This is a genomic window from Enterobacter cloacae complex sp. IR5412 (assembly GCF_049237385.1).
Lineage (GTDB): Bacteria > Pseudomonadota > Gammaproteobacteria > Enterobacterales > Enterobacteriaceae > Enterobacter > Enterobacter intestinihominis.
Map to the genome: position 1 here is coordinate 163,172 of NZ_JBMKHQ010000009.1, position 21,291 is coordinate 184,462.

Consider the following 21,291-nt stretch of genomic DNA (forward strand, 5'->3'; position numbering starts at 1 on the left):
AGCTTACCCCACAGAACCCTATTTCCTGAATCACCCTCGCAAATTTCAAATTTACCCCACACCAAACCGCTGTATTTATATTCAGCCCTGTATAATGAACACCAGAAATTACGCCGTACGGCAAAAGGAAGTATCAAAGAAATTTAAACGAGGAATTCGCGATATGAAGGTGCTGCAACACCCCCATACCGCTAACCACTACCAACTACTGAGGAGTTGAAAATGGCTGCGACGAATTTTAAGCCAGAGTTTACTGTTTGCAAAACAGAATCAGATGCTTTCGCCGGCATGATTGAAAACCGCGAGCTGGTACGCAAAAACAGCGCCCGCCGTCTGCACGGCAACCAGACCAACGTGGCACCCGTCCATCCACGCGCGGAAACACCGCAGGACAGTGCCGCCTGCTGCGAACTCTATGCGCGCATAGACATGAAATACCTTCTTCTGGGTGGCGACTGGTTAACCCGTGCAGGCTTTATCAATGGTATGCCGGTAAAAATCCGCGCCATGAAAGACTGCATTGTGATTACTCCGCAGCATACAAGAGAATTATGGGGATGCCTGGAAGGTATGAGTGTGGTGAATATAAATAAACAGAAAGTCGTGCAGTGGTTAAAAACGTTTCCGGGGGCGCTGAATGATACGGGAGATATACCTATGGTGAAACGCGGAAATGGTTTTGCAAAATAATATATAAATTTCCACCTCAGTGATCCTGTAAAAGGATAAATCAATACGGGCATGAATGCGCATGTCCGTATTTTTTTTGTTTTTCACGTGAATTATCTATCACCGCTGGTGCACTCAATAAATCGGTTGTAACATTCTCCGCAAAGCGACAGGGAGGATTGCTATGCAGATTTGTAGGATGGATTACAACGATGTCTCAGCCGATGGACGAAGGCTGAAACTACACGTTTATGGCGTTGGGACGTTTCCCGTTTTTTCAGGGATAGACCCCGTAACCAATATCGCAGAGTGTGCCTTTATCAGGAATGCTGCATTACCTGTGGGTACGTACTGGATCGTTGATGCACCGGAAGGCAGTATTGCTAATCGGGTTGAGCGGTTTGTAAAAGACTTCAAGAACGGGACCGATCATTCTGAATGGTTCGGCTTGTTTAACGCTTCGACCATGGCTGATAACGTATTTGTGAATGGGGTCGACAGAGGCTCATTTCGACTTCATCCATTGAGGCCGAATGGTGAGGGAGAGTCGTGGGGATGCATAACGTTCTATAATATCCCTGATTTTCAACTGGTCAGACAATCTTTGCTTGCACGTAAGAAGATTCGTGTTCCTGGTGGTAAAGGGTTGATGGCATATGGACGTATTGATGTGACAGGAAGGGCTGATTATGCTTCATGCAAAGTTAAAAAATAATATCCTGATTGGTCTGGCATGCCTCATTGCTTCCTTCTTTATCGTCCTGTTTCCTCTGGGAGGCTTGCTCGATTACTTGTCTCAAGCCAGCAATGATTTTTTAAATCGTACCGGTCTGGGGTTTGCTGATGGTGAAGCAGACCCATCATTCCTGTGGGTGTTGTGTGGGATGATGGTCGTCGTTAACGCGCTACTGATGTATATCATCCGAAAGATATGCAGCCTGAAACGTGCTTGAGATATTTCATAGCTGCTTTCTAAAACAATTAAGCGGCTTCATGCCAATTCCACGCACTCCACCGCTAAACCTACTTTAACTAAACACCGGTACCCCCAACCCAACCTTCACCTCCCTCAACGTCGCCTGCGTCACCCCCTGCGCCCGTTCCGTGCCGCGCTTCAGCATCGTCATTAACTCGCCCTTGTCACGCATATACATCGCCCGCCGCTCCCGCATCGGCGCAATCAGCTCCTGCAAACACCCCTCCAGCTCGTTCTTACAAACCCGGTCACCCAGCCCGCCCGCCTGATAATGCGCCTTCATCGCCGCCACCTTCTCCTTGTCCGGATGAAACGCGTCGAGGTACGTAAACACCACGTTCCCCTCAATCTGCCCCGGGTCGCTCACCTTCAGGTGGTTCGGGTCGGTGTACATGGCGCTGACCGCACGGTGGATCGTCTCTTCGCTGGCCGACAGGTGCAGCGTGTTGCCCAGCGATTTCGACATCTTGGCGCTGCCGTCGATGCCGGGCAGGCGGCTGGTGTCGCTCAGCATCGCCTTGCAGTGGCGCAGCACCGGGGCGGGCAGCAGGCTGTTCATCTTGTGCACAATCTCGTTGGTCTGCTCAATCATCGGCAACTGGTCGTCGCCGACGGGCACGCACTCGGCCTTAAACGCGGTGATGTCCGCCGCCTGGCTGATGGGGTAGGCCATAAACCCGACCGGCAGCGAGCGGGCGAAGCCCTTCTGCGCAATCTCGTTTTTCACCGTCGGGTTACGCTCCACGCGGGCGACGGTGACGATGTTCATATACAGCATCGTCAGCTCGGCGAGGGCGGCCAGGGCGGACTGCAGGCAGATCGTGGTCAGGTTCGGGTCGATGCCGGCGGCGAGGTAGTCGGCCAGCACTTCGGGGATGTTGTCGCGGATCTTCTGCGGGTTGCTGCCGTTGTCGGTCAGCCCCTGAAGGTCAGCAATCAGCACAAATTGGTTGTGCGTCTGCTGGAGCGCGACGCGCTGGCGCAGCGATCCGACGAAGTGGCCGAGGTGCAGCGGGCCGGTTGGGCGGTCGCCGGTGAGGATGGTTGGTGTGTTCATAAAGACTCCTTAATGTGCAATTGCCGAAAGGGGTCTTAGAAAAGTGAAAGCCGCCTTTCGGCGGCTATCAGAAAATGGGGAAAACTACTCCGTGCCGCCTTAAGAAGGCAGCCACCAGCGGTTTACGGTGAGCACGGCGTGGTTTATGTTCATCTCTTTACCGTACCACGTCCGGCGCGAAAAACAAAAGGGCACGTCATGCTGCAATCTCTCAATCATCTGACCCTCGCGGTCAGCGACCTGCAAAAAAGCGTCACCTTCTGGCACGAGCTGCTGGGGCTGACGCTGCACGCCCGCTGGAATACCGGGGCCTATCTCACCTGCGGCGAACTGTGGGTCTGCCTGTCCTACGACGAGGCGCGCCAGTACGTGCCGCCGCAGGAGAGCGACTACACCCACTACGCGTTTACCGTGGCGGAAGAGGATTTTGAACCGCTCTCGCAAAGGCTTGAGCAGGCGGGCGTCACCGTCTGGAAGCAGAACAAAAGCGAGGGGGCGTCGTTCTATTTTCTCGACCCGGACGGGCACAAGCTGGAGCTGCACGTGGGCAGCCTCGCCGCGCGGCTGGCGGCGTGTCGCGAGAAGCCCTATGCGGGCATGGTATTTACTTCAGACGGGGCTTGAGGCGCGCACCTTCAGCCTGCCCGCCAGCGTCACGTGCGTGGCGGCATCTTCCTGATTGCACAGGTACTCCACCGCCAGCCGTCCCAGCTCGCTGTAGGGCAGCTGGATACTGGTCAGCGGTGGGGTTAGCTGTTCGGAAATCTTCTGGTCGTCGTAGCCCGCCAGCAGCATGTCCTGCGGGATACGCACGCCATTCACCGCCAGCGCCTGGTAGCAGCCAATCGCCAGCCAGTCGCTGGCACAGAAAATGGCGTCCGGGCGTTCGGTCAGTTCCAGCAGGGACGTGGTGGCGGTAAAGGACTCGCTGAACTGCCAGTTGGTCTGGCGCACCAGGCTCTCGTCACACGTTAAACCGGCCTGCTTCAATGCCGCCTGGTAGCCCGCCAGACGCTGGCGCGAGGCCTCCATCCAGCTCTCGCCGGTGATGTGGGCGATACGGCTGGCGCCGCAGGCGATGAGGTGTTTAGTCACCTGGAAGGCGTTGGCGTAGTCGTCCGGGATAAACGACGGCATCAGCGGCGAGCCAGGGTCGCGCTGGTTGAGCAGCACCAGCGGGATGCGGGTACAGTCCTGAAATGGCGTCATATCGACGACGTTCGTGACCGGAGAGGCAAGAATAATCCCGATGCAGTTGCGCTTGTCCAGCTGGCGGATGATGTTCAGGGCCAGCTCCACGTCGTCGCCGTAGTCGTAGACGGTGAGCAACGTTTCGTTGCGCCACGCCGCTTCCCGCGCCTGGCTGATGGCGTCGATAAACGGGTCGAAGCTCTGCAACGAGCTGACCAGCAGGGCGATCTCCTCCTGGTTGCGCGGAGCGTGAATGGCAGGAAGACGGTCGTAGCCGAGCTCGGTAGCGACGTTGATCACCCGCTGGCGGGTGTCGTCGCTGAGCTTGATGTTGCGGGACTGGTTAAGCACCAGCGATACCGTCGCCTGCGACACGCCCGCCGCCCGCGCAATATCGTTCATCGTCACTTTCGTTTTTCGCTTCATCCGTCCTCTCCCTTTCGCGAATTCGCATCATACCCTAACCGCACGCTTTAGCGCCGCCGATCACGTTTCTCATTCATCGAAGCGTGAACTTTGTGAGAGGCGTCGCTTTTCTTTGCACCGCGATTTGCGCATTTATCCCGCAGCTAATATTTATTAGCTAAACATTATCAGCAAGAGGATGCGTAATGAAAGAGCAGTGGAGTAAAGAACAGGCACAGGCGTGGTATCAGCAAAAAGGCTGGCTGTGCGGGTTCAACTATCTGCCGTCGACAGCGGTGAACTGGACCGATATCTGGCAGGAAGAGACCTTCGATCCCGCCACTATCGACCGCGAGCTGGGCTGGGCGGCGGACGCGGGCTATAACACCCTGCGCATCAACCTGCCGTTTATCGTCTGGGAGCACGACCGTGACGGGCTGATGGCGCGCATCGACCGCTTTTTGACGATTGCCGACGACAACGGGTTCAGCACCATGCTGACCCTAATGGACGACTGCGGTTTCTCCGGCGACGAGCCGTACCTCGGCCCGCAAAAGCCGCCCGTACCGGGCAAACACAACAGCCAGGCGGCGGCGAGCCCGGGGCGCGACAAGGTGTGCGATCGAGACTGCTGGCCACAGATTGAGCGCTATATCCGCGACGTTGTGCGCCAGTTCCGCGAGGATAAGCGCGTGTTGCTCTGGGATCTGTATAACGAGCCGGGCAACCGCGGCATATTCGCGACAGGCACGGAAGAGGTGCTGTACGACGAGAAGCTGGAGACCTGCGCGCACGAGTTGATGAAGCTGGCGTTCCGCTGGGTGCGTGAGGAAGACCCGACCCAGCCGCTTACCGTCTGCGCCTGGCGTCTGCCGGCGGAAGAGGAGGGCGAGACGTTTTATCAGCACCCGCTGGACCAGACCGCGCTGGAATTGTCGGACGTGGTGAGCTATCACGCCTACACCAATACCGGACGCATGACGGCGATTATCCAGCAACTTCAGGCGCTGGGCCGCCCAATCTTCTGCACCGAATGGCTGGCGCGTCACGTGGGCGGCACCATCGAAGAGCAGCTCCCGCTGATGTACATGGCGAAGGTTGCGCCGTATCAGTGGGGGCTGGTGCGCGGTAAAACCCAGACCTGGCTGCCGTGGCCGGTGGTGATGAAGGAGTCCACGGACTACTGCCGCCTGTGGTTCCACGACGTGTTTGAGGAGAACGGTATCCCGTTTTCACGCGCTGAAATCGCGCTGATGAAGAAGCTGCGCAATATCGCCCCGGATCCGCAGGGCTAATAATAACGACCCGGCGCGCTGTCGCCGGGCAACCAGGTACGCACTATGGCAATGACAATGAAAATACCGTCTCGCGAGTTATGGTCCTACTTTGGCTATGGTTTAGGTCAGTGTTTTAGCTTTGGTTTAGTGGGTTCGTTTATAAACTATTTTTACACCGACGTGCTGGGGATCTCGGCGCTGGCGGCAAGTACCATCTTCCTGATTGCCCGCGCGTGGGACGCGGTTCACGATCCGCTGTTTGCCAGCATTATGGACACCATTAACAGCCGGTTTGGCAAGTTTCGCCACTTTTTACTGATTGCGCCGCTGCTGATTACCGGCGTCACCCTGCTGGCGTTCTATAAAATCGAAGCAGACATGACCACCAAAATCCTCTACGCCGGGGTAACGTATATCCTGTGGGGGACGCTGTACGCCATCTCCGATATCCCGTTCTGGTCGATGTCGTCGGTGATGACCAACGACTCCGGCCAGCGCACCCGCGCGGTAACGGCGGCGATGCTCGGGGTAAACGCCGGGATTGCCTGCGCCAACATCTTCTTCCCGAAGCTGGCGGCGTTCTTTGCCCAGTACAGCAACGATAAAGGCTACTTTATGGCGGCGCTGGTGATGATGCTGGTGGGGCTGCCGCTGATGCTCAACGGCTTTATGCAGATCAAAGAGCGCGTCCCGCCCAGCCCGGAAAAGGTGACGATGCGCGATACCTTCCACAACCTGCGCCAGAACAAGCCGCTGTTTATCGTCCTGCTGTCGTTCTTTTTCTGCGTGTTCCATAACGTGGCGGGCGGACTCTATATCTACTTCTTTATCAACAACATGGGCGACGGCAGCCTGCAAATGGCAATTGGCGTGATGGGGATAGTGGCGGCGGTGCTGTGCCTGGTCGCCCCGCTGCTGACGCGCCGGATGCAGAAGCGGAAGCTGTTTATGATCCTCTGCGGGCTGGACGTGGCGGTGCGCGTGGTGATGTGGTTCACGGGCTATCAGCACACGGCGCTGCTGTTTATCCTGCTCGGCCTGAGCACGCTGTTCGTGATGATGACCAACATCCTCACCTCGTCGATGATTGCCGACACCATCGAGTACGCGGAATACCACACCCACAAGCGCTGTGCAGCGATCACTTTCTCCGGGCAGACCTTTACCGGCAAGATGTCGGTGGCGGTGGGCGGCGGGTTAATTGGCGTGTTTCTGACGATGATCAACTATGTGCCGCAGGCGCAGTCACAGAGCGACAGCGTGCTGTCGGGGCTGTTCTTCGGCATTTGTTTGTTGCCGGCGATTGGGTCGCTGATCCGCATGGGCTTTATGTCGCGCTTTACCTTTACCGAGGAGAAGCATGCGGAGATTTGTCGGCTGCTGGCGGAGCGCAGGTTGAGTAGGGAAGGGGCGCGGGGTAGCGAAGAGCGTAGCGTTCGTCCTGTGCCGGTAAATTAGCGCTGCCAGACACCTGCCGGGCAGGTGTCTGGCCTCTGACATTACGATGCGTGCGGCGGTTTAATCTCCTTGAGGAGATCCAGAATGCCGTTACTGCCTGTCGATTTTACTTTTTGATAAAATACAGGGTCGGAAATCGGTGAATCCCATTGATGGATCTGCTCTTTTTTGAATGGAATACATTTCATGGCTGTGCGCTTCAGCGCTTTACTGCGGAGATCGTAAGCTTCGAAATCATCCGCCGTTGTTTTCAGGCTTGCCGCTCTCGCGGCGTTAATCTGGCCAGGGCATATGAGCTGTATATTACCCAGTGCAAAGATATTTACCCCAGTGATAAAAAATCGTGACGGGATTTCTTTATAGTAACGGGTGTTCCACGTTGCTCCGTCAAACATGGCGTGGGGATGCGTCTGCGTCTCGATGTAATACTGGTGAGTCCGCCAGTCACTGATGCCAGAAAGATTGAGGGTCATGTTGATAAGCAAGTTCGGCGTGGGTCTAAAGAAAATCGTCATCAGGAACACCAGGGCCGGAATGACAATCACTATTGTCGTTATCATCTGGATGATGTTTTTCTGTTCACTTACGAGGATCATCCCCGGGAAAATGCCGACCACGGCCAGGACCACCGACAGCCCGGTAAAAATGGCTAACTGTGCGAGCATGCTCGTTTCACTGTTAAAATCAAGCTGGCTGGTCACGAACAGAAGCGGGAGGACCTGAACGCACGCAGGAATGAGCAATAGAGCAGGTAACCCGAACTTAATCGGCCATGTTTCGAGGTACTTCTTTTCCAGCGTATTATCAATTTCAACATACGCACGGGTGAAAATCTGCCATCTCGACATACTCCAGGTTGTCAACAGAAGCAAACCGATCGCCGTTACTGTAACGGCAAGTCCATTCCAGTTGCGAAAATAATAAAGACTCATGCTGGAGATAAACACGATGCAAATCATGATGCTGTTTACCAGACTCACATTTGCGAGACGTGAGGGTAAGCCTTCATAATGCTTAAGCGATTGTTCATTCGATAAGTAGATTAAATACAGTAAGAAAGACGAAATAAATATAACGATACTGAAGCCGAACAGGGAAAGCAGAGTGAAACCAAATATGATGCCGATGGCGCTCGTCACGCTCAGCGCATCATAAAGAATATCCAGCCGGTCAATGTTAGCGAGATAGAACCATATAACGCTAAAGGTACACCCTGTCACGAAGGTGGACGAGGTTATAATGGCAATGAAAAATTTACGGTTAATGATTTTTAAAAAATCGGCCTTCATCCTGACGCCCCCTTTTGTAAAGGGGCATCATAAGACGTGATAAGCCTTAATTTCCAGCCCCCAAAATGTGTGATAAATATTGAGGGCGGTTCCCTTCCTGCGCCGCACAGAACGGTGACGAACGCTTAACCGGTAGACTCACCCACAAGCTCGATCCGGTTTCCGTCCGGATCGGCAATCACGGCTTCATAAAACCCGTCTCCCGTCATACGCGGGGCGCTGAGCAACGTACCGCCCGAGCGAGCCTGCTCCGCCATGCTGTCTACCTTTGCTTTACTGCCAACATCAATGGCGATATGCGCCCAGCCGATAAACTCTGGGTAAGCGGGAGCGTCGGGCATGTCGGGGACGGTCATCAGCTCAATGGTCGGCCCGTTGTCCAGCGTAATGAAATGCGAGGCAAATCCCTGGCGGTTTTTACTGAGGTAGCGCTCGTTGCTCCGCCCGCCAAAAATCGTTTCCCAGAACCTGACCTGGGCGTCCAGGCTGCGCGTCCAAAGCGCGACGTGTGCAATATTCATCATAACCCTCGTTGTTTGTCCTGCGCGGTTGTGCAACATTATGCGTACTGATACGCGATTAGGTTTATTTAAAGGATGCTTCATGCTCGATTATGCTGCTTTTCCGGATCAACGACAAGCTCGGATCCGTCAGATCCTGACCGATAGTGGAAGAGTGGTTTGCGCAGAGCTGGCGATCCAGATGGGGGTTTCAGAGCACACCATACGCCGTGATTTACATGAGCTGAGCAAAGAGGGCATCTGTAAAAAGGTCTACGGCGGGGCGGTGCTTCAGCTGCCGGAGACGGGAAGCTTTGTCAGCCGCGAGCGGACGAACAGTGCAACAAAAGACACAATCGCGCAGAAAGCGGCAACGCTCGTTAGCGCTGGCGGCTGCATTTTTATCGATACCGGCACGACGAATCTGGCGCTGGCGAAAGCGTTGCCTGCGGAGTTAAGCATCACGGTGGTGACCAATTCGCCGGTCATTGCGGCGGCGCTGCTGCACCATCCGCTGTGCGAGGTGATTATGATCGGCGGACAGATCCAGCGGGCATCCGGCGGGGCGATTGGCGCGACGGCGGTGAGCCAGATCCAGGGGATTATCTTCGATCAGGCGTTTATCGGCGGCTGCGCGATGGATCCTGAGACGGGGCTGACCGGCTTTGATTATGCCGACTGCGAGTTCAAAAAAACGGTCATTGCCCAGAGTAGCGAGACCATTGTCGCGCTGACCCCGGAGAAGCTCCCCGGCGTGGCGCGCTACGTGGTGGCAAAGAGCCGCGACGTTGACGTGCTGGTGGTGGATGAGACTATGGAGAGGGACCTTATCGATACCTTTGCCGCACTGGATGTTCGCATTGTGCGCGCGTGAGGACTTTGACAGGTAAAACAGGCTACACTCTGATTTTGAGCGCGACAAGCTGAGGACATAACGATGCACTACACACTGAAAAGCAGTGACGATAAAGAAAAAGCGGAAGGAACAAGCGGCGCGGGCGCTCTACAGCAAAAACTGCTGGAATCCCGTTCGATTGTCATCTCCGGCGAGATCAACCAGGAGCTGGCCCAGAAAGTCATCACTCAGATGATCCTGCTGCAAAGCGTCAGCAACGATCCGATCAAGCTGTACATCAACAGCCAGGGCGGCCACGTGGAAGCGGGCGACACCATCCACGACTTCATTAAGTTTATCCGACCGGAAGTGCACGTCATTGGCACCGGCTGGGTGGCAAGCGCCGGGATCACCATCTTCCTGGCGGCGAAAAAAGAGCACCGCTACTCGCTGCCGAATACCCGCTTTATGATCCACCAGCCGCTGGGCGGCGTGCGCGGTCAGGCAACGGATATCGAAATCGAAGCGCGCGAGATTATCCGCATGCTGGAACGCGTGAACAAACTGATTGCTGACGCCACCGGCCAGCCGCTGGAGAAAGTGAAGAAGGACACCGACCGTAACTTCTGGATGTCACCGGCGGAAGCGCTGGACTACGGCATCGTGGGCAAACTGATCACCCATTATGACGAGCTGAACCTGGATTAAGTTTTAGCCCGCGCGTGCGTCGGGTGACGGCTTTGCCTTACCCGACCTACGCGCGCTCGATTGACCCATGACAAGTTCCCCCCTGGCTGTCTCTTCTATAATCGCGCCTGTCTCCCCTCTCACTGGTGCTAACCATGGCGTATCAACTGAACCTCGACTGGCCGGAATTTCTTGAGAAATACTGGCAAAAACAACCCGTTGTGCTGAAAAATGCCTTCCCGAATTTTGTCGACCCCATTACCCCTGATGAACTGGCGGGTCTGGCGATGGAGCCGGAAGTCGACAGCCGCCTGGTAAGCCATGCTAACGGCAAGTGGCAGGCGAGCAATGGCCCGTTTGAGCATTTCGATAACCTCGGTGAAACCGGCTGGTCTCTGCTGGCGCAGGCGGTGAACCACTGGCATATGCCCGCCGCAGAGCTGGTGCGTCCGTTCCGCGTCCTGCCGGACTGGCGTCTCGATGACCTGATGATCTCCTTCTCCGTCCCGGGCGGCGGCGTTGGGCCGCATATCGATCAGTACGATGTGTTTATTATTCAGGGGATGGGTAGCCGTCGCTGGCGCGTGGGTGACAAGCTGCCGATGCGTCAGTTCTGTCCGCATCCGGCCCTGCTGCACGTCGATCCGTTTGAGCCAATCATTGACGAAGATCTGGCCCCGGGCGATATCCTCTATATTCCGCCTGGATTCCCGCATGACGGCTTCACCCATGAAACCGCGCTCAACTACTCTGTCGGTTTCCGCGGGCCGAACGGTCGCGATCTGATCAGCAGCTTTGCCGATTACGCGCTGGAAAACGATCTGGGTGGCGAGCACTACAGCGATCCGGATCTGACCTGCCGCGAACACCCGGGCCGCGTGGAGCAGTACGAGCTCGATCGCATTCGCCAGATGATGATCGACATGATTAGCAAGCCGGATGATTTTACAAAATGGTTCGGCAGCTTCGTCTCCACGCCGCGTCACGAGCTGGATATTGCCGCCGCCGAGCCGCCGTATTCCGCAGACGAGGTGCTCGACGCGCTGCAAGGGGGCGAAACGCTATCACGCTTGAGCGGGCTGCGCGTGCTGAACGTCAACGGCAGCTTCTTTATCAACAGCGAACAGCTGGAGACGGCGGATGTGAACGGGGCGGACGCGCTGTCCCGCTACACCCAGCTCGGCCAGGCCGAACTGGGCGATGCGCTGAATAATCCGGCGTTTGTGGAAGAGCTGACCGGATTAATTAACCAGGGATACTGGTACTTCGACGAGTAACAGACTGCGGCGTTTAGTCAGACTAAACGCCGCTACGTTCAAACCAGCATATTACAGGCCTTCCAGTAGTTCAGAAGCCGCTCATCGTCGCGCTCTTTTTCCGCTTTAATTTTCATCGCCTGGGCGAGATTTTCTCGCGATACCTCATGGCCTTTTTGCACGATGTCTAAGACCGCTTCACCAAGAGCCAGCGAAATTTCTGTCCGATTGTTGCGAATCGTCATAAATACCTCCTCGTTGGTTGCGATACTTTAATTATGAACGGGAAATAATCAGTCGCTAATAATTAATCTTATTCTTATTTTTTCAATTCGGCGCTAAATAGACATAATATTCGGTTCTGTCAATGATGTTTCAAAATGCTAATACGCATTTCAGGTCCGAATTTATGCGCTACAGTTAATTTCGTGCAACAGGCAAATAACCGAAACAGGAGAATGAATATGGTAGATAAAAGCGCAATTAAGGATCACACTCAGGTTGTCGCCAGCTGCGGAACGCATGTCGGGGTTGTAGACCATCTTGATGGTGAGCGTATCAAGCTTGCGAAGAGCGACCCGGAATCAGGCGGCAAGCACCACTTTATTCCTCTCGGCTGGGTCGATAAGGTCGAAGATAATAAAGTTGTCCTGACCAAAAACCATAAAGAGGTTTTTGCTGAGTGGCAGGAAGCATAAATATATTTCTCGTAAAGAAATATACGCCTTCGCTCCGGCTTCGTCCGGAGCGTAATAGTGTCTGCGCCCGGTGATTGCTGCCATGGCAAATGAATGGTACTGTTTTGCCTGTCCTTTCCCCGATGCAGGCTCCGAATTATGCTCCAGAGTGAAAATACATCAGCGAAGCGCATATTTTTTGTTGAGGATTTTCAAATATTCGGCGAGCGCTACGGCATCGACTACCGTTTCCCGCAGCTAAAAGATGAGCAGGTCAGCGGCAGCCCCGTGTTGCAGGGGAATGTTGAAGAGATGACGCTCTCGTCCGGCATTTCACTGACCCATTCCGACGTACGTGTATTACAGCCCTATGAAACCACCTCTCGCCACAGCAGCCCGCTTTATATGCTGGTGGTGCTGGAAGGGTGCGTGACGCTCACGCTCAATGGTATCGATTATCCCGTCCGCCCGGGCATGGCGTTCAGCTCGCGTCTGAGTGAAGATCAGGTGATGAGCGCGCGTCACGATGCTGACAGCACGCTGAAAACGCTCTCGTTTGGCGTGTACCCGCACGATGCCGGACGTGAAGCCCTGCTTGAGTCGCTGCTGCTGGAATGGCAAAGCCTGAATACCCCCGCGTTTGTCTGGCACGTTCCCGAGTTTGTGATGTCAGGCATTCAGCATGCACAGCGGCAGGGGGGAAGCGTGCTCTCGCGTAAGCTGTTGCTGGAGGGGCTCATGTACCAGCTGCTCGGCCACGGCCTGAACCAGTGCCAGCTGCCCTGCCCGAGCCGCCCTGAGCATGCGCGTCTGGAACGCGTCCGGTGCCTGCTGGAACAGTCTCCTGAACGTGACCATACACTCGCGCAGCTGGCAGCCCTTGCTGCCATGAGCCCAAGCAGCCTGCGCAGCAAGTTCCGTCAACGCTACGGCTGCACACTCTTCGATTATCTCCGCGACTGTCGCCTTGCGCTGGCGCGTCGCTATCTGCTGGAAGGCCACAGCGTACAGCAGGCGGCGTGGATGTGCGGGTATCAGCATGCCACCAACTTCGCCACCGCGTTTCGTCGTCATTACGGGATTTCACCGGGTGACGTGCGCAAATTCCGCTAACGTAATTTTGTCCATCGCGCGAACGTATCCCGTGCGGTTTAGCATCGCGCATACATAACCTGGCGGCGCGCATAGCTGTTTGCACCCTCAAAAAGGTAATAATTCTTATTAACAATAAGAAATATCTCTGGAGAGGGTTATGTTTGCTAAATCGCGTCTGGCACTGCTGGTGGGATGGGTTACCGGTAGCGTCGCTTTTCCTTTACTGGCGCAGGATGCCCAAAAAACTGACACCGTGGTGGTGACCTCGCAGATGCAGTCTGCGGCCACCAAGCTTGAAACGCCGGATATTGAAACCCCGCAATCGGTCTCTATCGTCACCCGCGAGCAGTTCGAAGAGCAGGGCGCAACCAGCGTGCGTCAGGCCGTGAGCTACACGCCGGGGGTCTACAGCAACCAGATTGGGGCATCAAACCGCTTCGACTACATGGTGCTGCGCGGCTTCTCGGACGGCAGCCTGGACAACGTCTACCTCGACGGCCTGAAGATGATGGGCGACACCAATTCCCACAGCTCGCTGGTGGTTGATCCGTGGTTCCTGGACAGTATCGAAGTCGTGCGCGGCCCGGCCTCCGTGTTGTACGGTCGCTCATCGCCGGGCGGCATCGTGGCGCTCACCTCCCGTAAGCCATCGTTCGATCCGGGCGGGGAGATCAAGCTCTTCGCCGGTAACAATAACCAGCGCGGGGCGATGTTCGACGTGACCGGCCCGGTTGATGATAACGACCGCGTGGCGGTGCGCCTCAGCGGGATGACCCGCTATGCCGATTCCCAGTTCGATCCGCTCAAAGAAGAGCGTTACGCGCTGATGCCGAGCCTGACCTGGCGTATCACCGATAATACCCGTCTGGATCTGATGGCCTACCTGCACCGCGATCCGGAAGGCGGCAGCCACTCCGGCCTGCCGTATGAGGGCACCGTCGTGCCGCACAGCGGTAAGAAAATCTCCAACACCTTTTTTGAAGGTGAAGACGATTACGACAAGTACGATCGTCGGGAAAACATGGTCGGTTATAACATCGAGCACCTGTTTGACAGCGGCTGGGCCGTGCGTCAGAAGCTGCGCTACCTGCACACCAAAGTCGAGCTGAACCAGGTGTATGCCGCAGGCTGGCTGAACGACACCGAGCTGAACCGCGGCTATTCCGGCTCCGACGAGAAGATGAACGCCATCACCCTGGATAACCAGGTCGACGGCAGCTTCGATACCGGCGAGGTGAACCACCGCGTGCTGATCGGCATGGACTACCAGGACCGCACCAACAACGTCACCGGCTACTACGGCGGCTTCCCGCCGATTGACGCTTTCCATCCTGCTTATGGCGCGAAGCCGGACTACATCACCCAGTACAGCAGGGAAAAGCATAAGCTGCGCCAGACCGGCTACTACCTGCAGGATCAGATGTCCATTGACCGCTGGCGCCTCACGCTGGGTGGGCGTTACGACCAGGTAAGCGTGTCGAACGTCGACAACTTCAACCATACCCGCAGCGATCTGGATAAAAACAACTTCAGCAGCCGCGCGGCGCTGCTGTATCTGTTTGATAACGGTGTCGCGCCGTACGTCAGTTACTCCACCGCCTTTACGCCGACCAGCTTTGCCGACGAGCAGGGGAATATCCTGGATCCGATGAAGGGCAAGCAGTGGGAAGCGGGCGTGAAGTATGAGCCGGAGGGGATGAACAGCCAGTTCAGCGCCTCGGTGTTCCGCATCAACCAGAAGAACATTGCCACTAAAGAGGAGCCGACCGATCCGTACCGTTCCATCGGTGAAATCGAATCCGAAGGCGTTGAGCTGGAGGCGATTGGACAGCTGACCGACAGCCTGCGCATGCAGGCGGCCTATACCTATACGGATATTCGCTACAAGAAGAGCAGCCCGGAAGAGGAGGGCAAGCGCGCCGTCTATGCCCCGCGTAACATGGCCAGCGCCTGGCTGAGCTACGACGTCAAAAGCGGCCCGCTGGACGGCCTGACCGTCGGCTCCGGCGTGCGCTATGTCAACGGGATCGCCAGCGATCGTCAGAACACCCATACGCTACCGTCATACACCCTGGTGGATATGGTCGTGGGGTATGACCTGTCGAAAGTGGGGCTCACGGGCGTGAGCGCGCAGTTGAACGTCAATAACCTGACGGACAAAAGCTACGTTGCGGCGTGTAACTCGCTCTCTTACTGCTACTTCGGTGCAGAGCGCAGCATTGTCGGCAGCGTTTCGTGGACGTTCTGAGTCGTTAGCCAATGCCCGGTGGCGCTGCGCTTACCGGGCCTACGGGATCGGTTTTCACCCTCTCCCTGTGGGAGAGGGCCGGGGTGAGGACAACAGGCCGCACTACCCCTCCATCGCAATCACAATCGCCTCACCCATCTTTTTCAACGCCTCGCGATGTTTATCCGTCGGCGGCAGCGCCACGTTGATCCGCAGACAGTTGCGGTACTTACCGGAGGCGGAAAACAGCGACCCCGCCGCAGCCTGGATTTTGAGACGGCACAGCTGCTTGCTGACGCACACCATGTCGACCGTCTCCGGCAGCTCGACCCACAGCAGGAAGCTGCCCTGCGGGCGGGTAACGCATATTTCTGCCGGAAAATACTGCCGCACCCAGCAGGTGTAGGTCTCCATATTCTGCTGATAAATCTGGCGCATGCGCCGCACGTGGCGATGGTAATGACCGTCGCGAATAAACGCCGCCACCGCCATCTGCGTGCCCGGCACGTTAAACCCGCCCGCGGCGTATTTCATGTGCATCACCCGGTCGTAATAGCGCCCCGGCACAATCCAGCCGACGCGCAGCCCGGGCGCCACGGTTTTGGTAAAGGAGCTGCAGAGGATCACGCGGCCATCAATGTCCATCGAGTGAATGGTGCGCGGGCGCGGGTACTCTGCGGCCAGCTCGCCGTAGATATCATCCTCCACAATCACAATATCGTGCCGCTGGGCGAGCGCCAGCACCTGCTTTTTACGCGCTTCCGGCATGATAAACCCGAGCGGGTTATTGCAGTTGGGGACCAGGATCACCGCTTTGATCGGCCACTGCTCCAGCGCCAGCTCTAACGCCTCGATGCTGATCCCGGTCTCGGGATCGGTAGGTATTTCAATCGCCTTGATGTCGAAGCCGCGCAGCATCTGCATGGTGCCATGAAACGACGGCGACTCGACCGCCACGATGTCCCCCGGCTTGCACACCGAGAGCAGGGCGATCGACAGCGCGCCGTGGCAGCCGTTGGTGATCACAATCTCGTTTGCCGCCACGGTGGAGCCGCCGTCCAGCATCAGGCGGGCGATCTGCTCGCGCAGCTCCAGACGACCATCGAGCACGTCATAGCTCAGCATTTCGCTAGGGTTATGCTGCGCAATGCGGCTCATCTCGCGCCACAGCGGCTTCAGGCTCGGCTGGTTGATGTCCGGCGAGCCGCCGCCAAAGGAGATCATCTCTTTGTCGGCGCGGGCGTCCAGCAGCATCATCACCTCATCCCACTGGGTGACGTCCACGGGGCGCTGCACCGGGCGCGTCATCGCCGGTACGGGCGGTTGCGCTTTGCGTTTCGAGACAAAATAGCCGGAGCGCGGCTGGGGCGTGATCAGCTGGAGATTTTCGAGGATCTGGTAGGCCTGCTGTATGGTGCTGATACTCACGCCGTGTTCCTGGCTCAGCGTGCGTACCGACGGCAGACGTTCGCCGCTGCGATACAGCCCTTGTTCGATACGTTCCGCCAGTAGGTTGGCCAGATGTTGATAGCGCGTCATGCTGTATCCTTTGTTTTCACCATACAGATTAATAAACCAGTACAGATTGGTGGGTAAAACGCCATGCAGATACCGTTTTAGCGGATCTGTATGGTAAACAAAAGCAGTTTTTGAATCTGTATTGTACTGGCCGTTTTCCATGATGATAACCCCACTGGCACAGCGAGGAGAGCATCATGGAATTCTACGAGAATCGTTCAAAACGTCCGTTTATCGCGTTTGTCTGGGTAGCGAAAACGCTGCGTAACTGGTATCGCATCAACCGTACCCGCCGCATTCTGAGCCAGATGAGCGACGAGCAGCTCAAGGACGTTGGGTTATCGCGATATGATGTGTAAGCATTGGGTTGCCCGGTGGCGCTACGCTTACCGGGCCTACAGGAGACCGTAGGCCGGGTAAGGCGCAGCCGCCACCCGGCGGTTTTCAACTCAACAGCGCAAGCGTCTGCCGTTTCGGCCTTTCCAGCAGCTCAACCGCCTCCTGATATGACCGCACGTTGTTATAGCCCATCACCAGCCCGTAGCGTTTGCCCGACCCGCGATACCACTCCGACAGCGCATTAACCTGTAGTTGCTGTTCCTGCCAGCAGCGGGCGATCTCCCGGTCAGCGCTTCCCTTTGCGAGGAACGCGACAATATGCATTCCACCGTCGTTTTGCTCGGTGAAGAACAGATCACCATAGACCTCACCCAGGGCGGCAATCATCCAGTCGCGGCGGATCTGATACAGGGCGCGCATCTTTTTCAGATGACGAAAAAAATGCCCTTCGTTGAGAAATGCGGTGAGGATTTTTTGCGTCAGCACCGGCTGGCCGCTGGTGGTAATGTCCGCGCAGTCGGTAAAGGCCCCGACGGTGCTGGCGGGCATCACCACGTAGCCCATGCGCAGTGAAGGCATGATGGTTTTGCTGAAGGTGCCCATAAAAATCACCCTGTCATGCTGGTCGAGGCTTTTCATCGACGGCAGCACTTTGCGGGTGTAGTGAAATTCCCCGTCATAATCGTCTTCGATAATCCACGCCTCGTTTTGTGACGCCCAGTCGAGCAGCTGCTGCTTGCGCGGCAGTGAGAGCGTCACCGCCAGCGGACTCTGATGCGACGGGGTCACGATGGCAAAACGCGCGTCGCGATGATGACGGAGCAGGTAGTCCGTATCGATGCCGCAGCGATCAACCGGTACGGTGTGCAGGCGGGGCACGATCCGCTTGAGCAACTGCTGGCCCATAAAATAGCCCGGATCCTCAAACACCACCTTGTCGCAGCGGCTGGCAAGCGTGTCAAGGATCAGGCGCAGGCTGCTGCTGTAGCCGCTGGTAATCAGTACCTGTTCGGCGGTGCAGAATAACCCGCGCGAGATATTGAGATAGCGGGCAATCGCCTCGCGCAGCGGATACCAGCCCAGCACCGGCGGGTTGAGCATTTCATCCTGACGCATGGCGCGCGTCGCCTGGCCCGCCAGCAGCAGCCATTTTTTATAGGGGAAGCTGTCGAGCGCCGGAATGCCGGGGCGCAGAAAACCGGCCCGTTCGCGCTGGCTAATCAACGACGCCGGCAGCGTGCCGGTCGCTTGTTCTGTGGGGGCGTGTTGCGCGGGCAGCAGAAGATCCGGGTTCACCCGCGTCCCGCGCGCGCCCTGGCTTACCAGATACCCTTCGCCCGTCAGAATGGCATACGCCGTCTCGACGGTTTTACGCGCCACCTTCAGCTCTTCGGCCAGCACGCGGATGGCAGGCACTTTATCGCCCGGCTTCAGCACGCCGCGCGTGATGTTGTCGCGATAGCGGGAATAAATCTCATGATAGCCCGGCTTCATGTCCTACCTCATTTCACGCTTTTTGTGTCTTTTTACTATGTCATTAACGGCGTAGATTTGCCTTATCGCATGAAAAAAACGGCACAAAAAGAGGAAAGACAATGAGCACCCGCGTAAACCACCACAAAGCCACACCTGCACTTGCCAACGCGCTTTCTGCCCTGAGCATGGAGGTGGCGAAAACCTCTATTGATCCGGCACTGAAGCACCTGATCGACATTCGCGTATCGCAGCTGAACGGCTGCACCTTCTGTCTGGATATGCACTCGAAAGAGGCTAAAATCGCCGGTGAGCGCGAGCTGCGCCTGTACCATCTGGCGGCCTGGCGCGAGTCCCCGCTGTTTAGCGCCCGTGAAAAAGCGGCGCTGGCCTTCACCGAAGCGCTGACCCAGATTGGCGTACATGGCGTGAGCGATGCGCTGTACCGCAGCGTGGCGGAGTACTTCTCGGATGTCGAGATTTCAGAGCTGAACTTCGCCATCGTAGCGATCAACGCCTGGAATCGCCTGGGCATTACCTCCCGCATGGAGCCGGGCGCGCTGGATGCGGCTTACGGTCTGAACAAGGCTAACCTGGAATAATTCTGTGCTCGCGGATCATCGCCACCAGCGCCCGTAATCCAGGCGAGTGGGGGATTGGGGCGTTTATGGAGTCGAAGTCGATGGTGGGTTAAACCCTGCCCGGTGGCGCTACGCTTACGGGGCCTACATGAGCCCGTAGGCCGGATAAGCGCAGCGCCATACGGCAAACACTTCGCTCCATACCGAAGCATTGTGGTTTTGCCTCCTGCATTCTCTCCACACCCTCACAACGGAGAGACACCCATGATCGCAGTCCTTTTTGAAGCCAAAGCGGAGCCTCATCATCAGGCGCGCTATCTGCAGCTTGCCGCTGAACTCAAGCCTTTGCTGGCGGACATCGACGGCTTTATTGATATTGAACGTTTTCAGAGCCTGAGCATCGACGGCAAAATCCTGTCCCTTTCCTGGTGGCGGGATGAAGAGGCCGTCCGCCGCTGGAAGCAGAATGTCTTCCATCAGGCCGCGCAGGCCGAAGGCCGGGAGTCGATTTTTTCTTTCTACCGTATTCGCGTGGCGCAGCTGGTGCGGGAGTACAGCTCCGAAACGGGAGGGCACGCGGATGTATGACGTTCACGTGATTTTTAGCGACAGGCCCGGCGAGCTGGCGCGCTTTGGACAGCTGTTAGGCCGCAACGGCGTGGGGCTGGAGGGGGGCGGCGTTTTCGGTACGGATGCCCATTTCCTGGTGGAGGACGGGGAAAAAGCCCGCCGTGTGCTGCTCGACGCCGGGTTTACCGTGCAGGCGCTGCGAAAGCCGGTGATCAGAAAGCTTAAGCAGGAGCGTCCTGGCGAGCTGGGCGAGATAGCGGCGGCGCTGGCCGCAAAGGGCGTGTCTATCCTGACTCAGTACAGCGACCACGCGAATCACCTTATTCTGCTGACGGATGATGATAAGCTGGCCGCTGAGATCACCACACCCTGGGCGACAAATGTTAAAGACGAGCTTACCCTCTGATAACAGCGCGATGCTGGAAAAGGCCATTGCCGCTGTAGCGGCTGCAATGGCCGATCCGTCGCGCGTGAAAATGCTCTGTGCACTAATGGACGGGCGGGCGTGGACGGCCACCGAACTGAGTGCGGCGGCAGACGTTGCGCCGTCGACCGCCAGCGGGCATCTTGCCCGGCTGGTTGAAGGGCAGCTAATTACCTGCCTGTCGCAAGGGCGGCATCGTTATTATCGTCTTGCCGGGCACGACGTGGCGGCGCTGGTGGAACAGATGATGGGGCTTTCGTGGAGCCGCATTACCCCGCCGGAAACTACCGCGCCGAAAGCCATGCGGGAGGCGCGGACCTGCTACGACCATCTGGCGGGCGCGGTGGCGGTGCAGATCTACGATTTCATGCAGGCAGCAGGCTGGCTGGAGGCAGACGGTTCAGCGCTCACGCCGTATGGTCGGGAGCAGTTTCTGAAGCTCGGCGTTTCGTTAAGCGCTCATCCGCGCCGAAAAGCGTGCTGCGCCTGCCTGGACTGGAGCGAGCGGCGGTTTCATCTCGGAGGCGAAGCCGGCGCAGCGCTGCTTCTTTATCTGGAAAGCAAAGGGTGGATCCAGCGGGTGGCGGGGTACAGGGAGGTGGTTGTGACGGCTTCAGGACAGGGCGCCATCACCAGACATTTTAGCCGCTAAACTCCGCTGCGGGCTGTGCCCTCACTCTGGCCCTCTCCCACAGGGCTGAGGGTTCCCCACAAATTAATGCGAGCACTGAGCAATCCCCTCGCCCCTCCGGGGAGAGGGTTAGGGTGAGGGGAACATACGGCGGTG

At 56.9% G+C, this 21,291-nt stretch carries 24 protein-coding genes; 17 read left to right on the plus strand and 7 right to left on the minus strand.

The window, feature by feature from the left end; translation table 11 throughout:
- Nucleotides 1-222 precede the first annotated feature (222 nt).
- From ACOTX2_RS16980 to ACOTX2_RS16990, 3 genes are all read left to right on the plus strand, one after another.
- Nucleotides 223-690 (plus strand): SymE family type I addiction module toxin, encoded by a 468-nt coding sequence (locus ACOTX2_RS16980; protein WP_074136376.1) that lies wholly within the window; start codon nucleotides 223-225, stop codon nucleotides 688-690.
- 163 nt (nucleotides 691-853) lie between these two features.
- Complete coding sequence (locus tag ACOTX2_RS16985; RefSeq protein ID WP_063148080.1) at nucleotides 854-1,384, plus strand: DUF2778 domain-containing protein; 531 nt, start codon at nucleotides 854-856, stop codon at nucleotides 1,382-1,384.
- Nucleotides 1,359-1,622: a hypothetical protein gene (locus tag ACOTX2_RS16990; protein WP_063148081.1), complete on the plus strand. Its 264-nt coding sequence runs from the start codon at nucleotides 1,359-1,361 to the stop codon at nucleotides 1,620-1,622. The genes ACOTX2_RS16985 and ACOTX2_RS16990 overlap by 26 nt, the downstream gene beginning before the upstream one ends.
- Before the next feature lie 75 nt (nucleotides 1,623-1,697).
- Here the strand turns inward: ACOTX2_RS16990 and trpS are convergent, their stop codons facing one another.
- Complete coding sequence (trpS, locus tag ACOTX2_RS16995) at nucleotides 1,698-2,702, minus strand: tryptophan--tRNA ligase (RefSeq protein WP_063148082.1); 1,005 nt, start codon at nucleotides 2,700-2,702, stop codon at nucleotides 1,698-1,700.
- A gap of 198 nt (nucleotides 2,703-2,900) precedes the next feature.
- On the opposite strand from trpS, the gene fosA reads away from it, so the two are divergent.
- Complete coding sequence (fosA, locus tag ACOTX2_RS17000) at nucleotides 2,901-3,326, plus strand: FosA/FosA2 family fosfomycin resistance glutathione transferase (protein WP_063148083.1); 426 nt, start codon at nucleotides 2,901-2,903, stop codon at nucleotides 3,324-3,326.
- On the opposite strand, the gene ACOTX2_RS17005 is transcribed toward fosA, so the two are convergent.
- Complete coding sequence (locus ACOTX2_RS17005) at nucleotides 3,312-4,319, minus strand: LacI family DNA-binding transcriptional regulator (RefSeq protein WP_063148084.1); 1,008 nt, start codon at nucleotides 4,317-4,319, stop codon at nucleotides 3,312-3,314. The two genes, fosA and ACOTX2_RS17005, sit on opposite strands and share 15 nt — an antisense overlap.
- A 185-nt stretch (nucleotides 4,320-4,504) precedes the next feature.
- Between ACOTX2_RS17005 and ACOTX2_RS17010 the strand changes: the two genes are divergently transcribed.
- Both ACOTX2_RS17010 and ACOTX2_RS17015 read left to right on the plus strand, forming a co-directional pair.
- Nucleotides 4,505-5,593: a cellulase family glycosylhydrolase gene (locus ACOTX2_RS17010; protein ID WP_048965576.1), complete on the plus strand. Its 1,089-nt coding sequence runs from the start codon at nucleotides 4,505-4,507 to the stop codon at nucleotides 5,591-5,593.
- A gap of 45 nt (nucleotides 5,594-5,638) precedes the next feature.
- Entirely contained in the window at nucleotides 5,639-7,033 is a 1,395-nt protein-coding gene (locus ACOTX2_RS17015) for an MFS transporter (RefSeq protein ID WP_063148085.1), read from the plus strand.
- Nucleotides 7,034-7,074: 41 nt separating this feature from the next.
- Here the strand turns inward: ACOTX2_RS17015 and ACOTX2_RS17020 are convergent, their stop codons facing one another.
- Nucleotides 7,075-8,322 (minus strand): hypothetical protein, encoded by a 1,248-nt coding sequence (locus ACOTX2_RS17020; protein ID WP_063148086.1) that lies wholly within the window; start codon nucleotides 8,320-8,322, stop codon nucleotides 7,075-7,077.
- Nucleotides 8,323-8,447: 125 nt separating this feature from the next.
- Entirely contained in the window at nucleotides 8,448-8,843 is a 396-nt protein-coding gene (locus ACOTX2_RS17025; protein ID WP_063148087.1) for a VOC family protein, read from the minus strand.
- An 82-nt stretch (nucleotides 8,844-8,925) separates the two neighbouring features.
- Here ACOTX2_RS17025 and ACOTX2_RS17030 point away from each other — a divergent pair, with 82 nt between their 5' ends.
- The 3 genes from ACOTX2_RS17030 to ACOTX2_RS17040 all read left to right on the plus strand — a co-directional run bounded on the left by ACOTX2_RS17030 (nucleotide 8,926) and on the right by ACOTX2_RS17040 (nucleotide 11,621).
- Nucleotides 8,926-9,696: a DeoR/GlpR family DNA-binding transcription regulator gene (locus ACOTX2_RS17030; RefSeq protein ID WP_100148637.1), complete on the plus strand. Its 771-nt coding sequence runs from the start codon at nucleotides 8,926-8,928 to the stop codon at nucleotides 9,694-9,696.
- Nucleotides 9,697-9,759: 63 nt separating this feature from the next.
- Nucleotides 9,760-10,365 (plus strand): ATP-dependent Clp protease proteolytic subunit, encoded by a 606-nt coding sequence (locus ACOTX2_RS17035; RefSeq protein WP_022646928.1) that lies wholly within the window; start codon nucleotides 9,760-9,762, stop codon nucleotides 10,363-10,365.
- 134 nt (nucleotides 10,366-10,499) lie between these two features.
- Nucleotides 10,500-11,621 (plus strand): cupin domain-containing protein, encoded by a 1,122-nt coding sequence (locus ACOTX2_RS17040; protein WP_045307858.1) that lies wholly within the window; start codon nucleotides 10,500-10,502, stop codon nucleotides 11,619-11,621.
- A gap of 38 nt (nucleotides 11,622-11,659) precedes the next feature.
- Here ACOTX2_RS17040 and ACOTX2_RS17045 read toward each other — a convergent pair whose 3' ends face one another.
- Nucleotides 11,660-11,845 (minus strand): hypothetical protein, encoded by a 186-nt coding sequence (locus ACOTX2_RS17045; protein ID WP_010427252.1) that lies wholly within the window; start codon nucleotides 11,843-11,845, stop codon nucleotides 11,660-11,662.
- Nucleotides 11,846-12,064: 219 nt separating this feature from the next.
- Between ACOTX2_RS17045 and ACOTX2_RS17050 the strand changes: the two genes are divergently transcribed.
- From ACOTX2_RS17050 to foxA, 3 genes are all read left to right on the plus strand, one after another.
- Nucleotides 12,065-12,298, plus strand: coding sequence for a DUF2171 domain-containing protein (locus ACOTX2_RS17050; protein ID WP_003863067.1), 234 nt, complete (start codon nucleotides 12,065-12,067; stop codon nucleotides 12,296-12,298).
- 138 nt (nucleotides 12,299-12,436) lie between these two features.
- Nucleotides 12,437-13,390, plus strand: coding sequence for a helix-turn-helix domain-containing protein (locus ACOTX2_RS17055; protein WP_063148089.1), 954 nt, complete (start codon nucleotides 12,437-12,439; stop codon nucleotides 13,388-13,390).
- A 121-nt stretch (nucleotides 13,391-13,511) separates the two neighbouring features.
- Nucleotides 13,512-15,620, plus strand: a complete 2,109-nt coding sequence (gene foxA / locus ACOTX2_RS17060) for a ferrioxamine B receptor FoxA (protein ID WP_103891573.1) — start codon at nucleotides 13,512-13,514, stop codon at nucleotides 15,618-15,620.
- Between the two features lie 102 nt (nucleotides 15,621-15,722).
- Here the strand turns inward: foxA and ACOTX2_RS17065 are convergent, their stop codons facing one another.
- Nucleotides 15,723-17,138, minus strand: coding sequence for a PLP-dependent aminotransferase family protein (locus ACOTX2_RS17065; RefSeq protein ID WP_063148095.1), 1,416 nt, complete (start codon nucleotides 17,136-17,138; stop codon nucleotides 15,723-15,725).
- Nucleotides 17,139-17,314: 176 nt separating this feature from the next.
- On the opposite strand from ACOTX2_RS17065, the gene ACOTX2_RS17070 reads away from it, so the two are divergent.
- Nucleotides 17,315-17,476: a DUF1127 domain-containing protein gene (locus tag ACOTX2_RS17070; protein ID WP_003863073.1), complete on the plus strand. Its 162-nt coding sequence runs from the start codon at nucleotides 17,315-17,317 to the stop codon at nucleotides 17,474-17,476.
- A gap of 85 nt (nucleotides 17,477-17,561) precedes the next feature.
- On the opposite strand, the gene ACOTX2_RS17075 is transcribed toward ACOTX2_RS17070, so the two are convergent.
- Nucleotides 17,562-18,950 (minus strand): PLP-dependent aminotransferase family protein, encoded by a 1,389-nt coding sequence (locus ACOTX2_RS17075; protein WP_063148090.1) that lies wholly within the window; start codon nucleotides 18,948-18,950, stop codon nucleotides 17,562-17,564.
- Between the two features lie 101 nt (nucleotides 18,951-19,051).
- On the opposite strand from ACOTX2_RS17075, the gene ACOTX2_RS17080 reads away from it, so the two are divergent.
- The 4 genes from ACOTX2_RS17080 (at nucleotide 19,052) to ACOTX2_RS17095 (ending at nucleotide 21,156) form a co-directional block, all read left to right on the plus strand.
- Nucleotides 19,052-19,531 carry a carboxymuconolactone decarboxylase family protein gene (locus ACOTX2_RS17080; protein WP_045621753.1) on the plus strand — a complete coding sequence of 160 codons (480 nt, stop codon included), beginning with the start codon at nucleotides 19,052-19,054 and terminating at the stop codon, nucleotides 19,529-19,531.
- Nucleotides 19,532-19,774: 243 nt separating this feature from the next.
- A complete protein-coding gene (locus tag ACOTX2_RS17085; protein ID WP_038415232.1) occupies nucleotides 19,775-20,098 on the plus strand; it encodes an antibiotic biosynthesis monooxygenase family protein in 324 nt (107 codons plus the stop codon).
- Complete coding sequence (locus ACOTX2_RS17090; RefSeq protein ID WP_022646936.1) at nucleotides 20,091-20,486, plus strand: amino acid-binding ACT protein; 396 nt, start codon at nucleotides 20,091-20,093, stop codon at nucleotides 20,484-20,486. Before ACOTX2_RS17085 ends, ACOTX2_RS17090 begins: the two co-directional genes overlap by 8 nt.
- Nucleotides 20,461-21,156: an ArsR/SmtB family transcription factor gene (locus ACOTX2_RS17095; protein WP_063148091.1), complete on the plus strand. Its 696-nt coding sequence runs from the start codon at nucleotides 20,461-20,463 to the stop codon at nucleotides 21,154-21,156. Before ACOTX2_RS17090 ends, ACOTX2_RS17095 begins: the two co-directional genes overlap by 26 nt.
- The last annotated feature ends 135 nt before the right edge of the window (nucleotides 21,157-21,291 follow it).

Coding starts and splice junctions, on each gene's coding strand:
- ACOTX2_RS17090 (WP_022646936.1), top strand. CDS start 20,091: ATGTATGACGTTCACGTGATTTTTAGCGACAGGCCCGGCGAGCTGGCG.
- ACOTX2_RS17045 (WP_010427252.1), bottom strand. CDS start 11,845: ATGACGATTCGCAACAATCGGACAGAAATTTCGCTGGCTCTTGGTGAA.
- ACOTX2_RS17030 (WP_100148637.1), top strand. CDS start 8,926: ATGCTCGATTATGCTGCTTTTCCGGATCAACGACAAGCTCGGATCCGT.
- ACOTX2_RS17040 (WP_045307858.1), top strand. CDS start 10,500: ATGGCGTATCAACTGAACCTCGACTGGCCGGAATTTCTTGAGAAATAC.
- ACOTX2_RS17010 (WP_048965576.1), top strand. CDS start 4,505: ATGAAAGAGCAGTGGAGTAAAGAACAGGCACAGGCGTGGTATCAGCAA.
- ACOTX2_RS17070 (WP_003863073.1), top strand. CDS start 17,315: ATGGAATTCTACGAGAATCGTTCAAAACGTCCGTTTATCGCGTTTGTC.
- ACOTX2_RS17035 (WP_022646928.1), top strand. CDS start 9,760: ATGCACTACACACTGAAAAGCAGTGACGATAAAGAAAAAGCGGAAGGA.
- ACOTX2_RS17055 (WP_063148089.1), top strand. CDS start 12,437: ATGCTCCAGAGTGAAAATACATCAGCGAAGCGCATATTTTTTGTTGAG.
- ACOTX2_RS17080 (WP_045621753.1), top strand. CDS start 19,052: ATGAGCACCCGCGTAAACCACCACAAAGCCACACCTGCACTTGCCAAC.
- ACOTX2_RS17050 (WP_003863067.1), top strand. CDS start 12,065: ATGGTAGATAAAAGCGCAATTAAGGATCACACTCAGGTTGTCGCCAGC.
- ACOTX2_RS17065 (WP_063148095.1), bottom strand. CDS start 17,138: ATGACGCGCTATCAACATCTGGCCAACCTACTGGCGGAACGTATCGAA.
- ACOTX2_RS16985 (WP_063148080.1), top strand. CDS start 854: ATGCAGATTTGTAGGATGGATTACAACGATGTCTCAGCCGATGGACGA.
- ACOTX2_RS16990 (WP_063148081.1), top strand. CDS start 1,359: ATGCTTCATGCAAAGTTAAAAAATAATATCCTGATTGGTCTGGCATGC.
- fosA (WP_063148083.1), top strand. CDS start 2,901: ATGCTGCAATCTCTCAATCATCTGACCCTCGCGGTCAGCGACCTGCAA.
- ACOTX2_RS17005 (WP_063148084.1), bottom strand. CDS start 4,319: ATGAAGCGAAAAACGAAAGTGACGATGAACGATATTGCGCGGGCGGCG.
- ACOTX2_RS17095 (WP_063148091.1), top strand. CDS start 20,461: ATGTTAAAGACGAGCTTACCCTCTGATAACAGCGCGATGCTGGAAAAG.
- ACOTX2_RS17075 (WP_063148090.1), bottom strand. CDS start 18,950: ATGAAGCCGGGCTATCATGAGATTTATTCCCGCTATCGCGACAACATC.
- ACOTX2_RS17025 (WP_063148087.1), bottom strand. CDS start 8,843: ATGAATATTGCACACGTCGCGCTTTGGACGCGCAGCCTGGACGCCCAG.
- ACOTX2_RS16980 (WP_074136376.1), top strand. CDS start 223: ATGGCTGCGACGAATTTTAAGCCAGAGTTTACTGTTTGCAAAACAGAA.
- ACOTX2_RS17015 (WP_063148085.1), top strand. CDS start 5,639: ATGGCAATGACAATGAAAATACCGTCTCGCGAGTTATGGTCCTACTTT.
- ACOTX2_RS17020 (WP_063148086.1), bottom strand. CDS start 8,322: ATGAAGGCCGATTTTTTAAAAATCATTAACCGTAAATTTTTCATTGCC.
- trpS (WP_063148082.1), bottom strand. CDS start 2,702: ATGAACACACCAACCATCCTCACCGGCGACCGCCCAACCGGCCCGCTG.
- ACOTX2_RS17085 (WP_038415232.1), top strand. CDS start 19,775: ATGATCGCAGTCCTTTTTGAAGCCAAAGCGGAGCCTCATCATCAGGCG.